The following is a 1,578-nucleotide window of genomic DNA, read 5'->3' as shown; positions in this document are numbered from 1 at the left end:
CCCGTGGTGGGTGAACAACTTCGAAAAAAGGCGAGTGTGACTTCCCATTTGGCGACTGGTGTCGAGGGTCATCGTCGTCAGAAAGCTCCTAAAGCTGGGCAAGGAGTGCTACAGAGTGCATGATTTAGCGGAAACTAAAGTTATCTATTTCTGGCTTTGTTGCATAACGTTTTTGAGTAGCCGTGCTTGATCGCATTTTTCCGACTCACCTCGTTAAGTTACTGGGTTAGAAGGCAACACGACGGCATGGCTCTCACAACGGCCAAATTCAAGAAAACGATTCAAAATACGACAACCAAGCAAAACCTCAACCGTCTGAGAAGCAAGATTCTTACAACTCACACTATCACCAATCACCTTTTTGTAACGAAACATCTCCGACTCAACCCGACTACGAGCATGATAGCCACTCTCCACCTTCCAACGAGCATCATGGGTTTCATCATCCCAGAGACGCTCCATTTCAGAAACGACGGCATTGCGAGCCGCCGCCTCAGGCTCAGGGTGAAGGATGGCTCCAAGGCGAGCCGGGATAATCGGGATGGCTCCCCGCTCGGCAATGCGGCGAAAGTTATCGAGCGAGTCGTAGATGCCATCGGCTCCCACTTTCTCAATTTCTCCCTCGACCGCATCAAGAATTTCAGGGAAGTGGTCCGGGTCGCCTCCATTGGCGTCTGTCACGACTCCCGCTACAATTTGTCCACTATTTCGGTCGAGTCCCAGATGCAATTTGATCCAAGTACGTCTATATTCAGCTTTCCATTTACGTGTTTTCCACTCGCCTTCCCCTGCCACTTTGATACCTGTGCTATCGATAAGCAGATGGATAGGCTCATCGGTTTTTCGGACTCCCAAGTCAATTTTGAGAGTCTTAGCGCGTCGTGAAAGAGTGGAGTAATGTGGACAGGGCAGCTCAAGTTTCATAATTCCTATCAAGGTTCTGGCGAGTCCTTGAGCCGCTCGAAGGGGAAGCTTGAAGAGAATCTTGAGTGTCAAGACGACTTCTATAGCTAGATCACTGTAGACTTTTTGTTTATGGGGCAGTCCGTCGCTTTGTGCTTTCCATGCTTTGACGACTTCGGGGTTGATCCAGAGAGTGATGTCGCCTCGATTGATAAGAGCAGTGTTATACTGTTTCCAGTTGCGGGTGCGGTAGGAAGTCTTCTTGCCTTTGGGCTTAGGATTTTTGGCCGTTTTGTTTCGTTTCACAGCTTTTCAAGATTGCCAGAACCGTGCCTGCAACTACCTGGCAAAACTGCGGATTAGCCCATTATGCAACAAAGCCATACATTTATTGAAACTCAATCGCTCTATCGAAGCATTGGTAGCATAAACGCGCCAACCAAGAGATGCAATATGAGATTTAAGAATAGAGGGGTTAATATCACAAATAATATCAACTTGTATATTTGATTCTAAACGGCCAGGATTACCTCCATAACCGCGAACACTAGCCTTATGGAGATTTTCAGTAATCGTTACATTTAATAAACCATCTAAATTATAATGAGAGACAATAGCATTAACGGCTTCGCGTGCAGCAAGGCCATCCTTAGGACACCGCTTGCCCTTACCACG

Annotated in this window: 2 protein-coding genes; both read right to left on the bottom strand. The window is 47.3% G+C overall.

All coding sequences use genetic code 11. From position 1 onward, the window contains the following. Window positions 1–213: 213 nt before the first annotated feature. The gene (locus tag RMO15_RS18975) at window positions 214–1,209 is read right to left on the bottom strand and encodes an IS5 family transposase (protein WP_309715343.1); all 996 of its coding nucleotides are present in this window, start codon (window positions 1,207–1,209) and stop codon (window positions 214–216) included. A gap of 33 nt (window positions 1,210–1,242) precedes the next feature. After that, a partial coding sequence (locus RMO15_RS18970) for a hypothetical protein (protein WP_309715339.1) occupies window positions 1,243–1,578 on the bottom strand: 336 nt, incomplete at its 5' end.

Origin of the sequence: Armatimonas sp., from assembly GCF_031410135.1 — a bacterium.
GTDB lineage: Bacteria > Armatimonadota > Armatimonadia > Armatimonadales > Armatimonadaceae > Armatimonas.
This window is presented reverse-complemented; position numbering and strand designations above follow the sequence as displayed.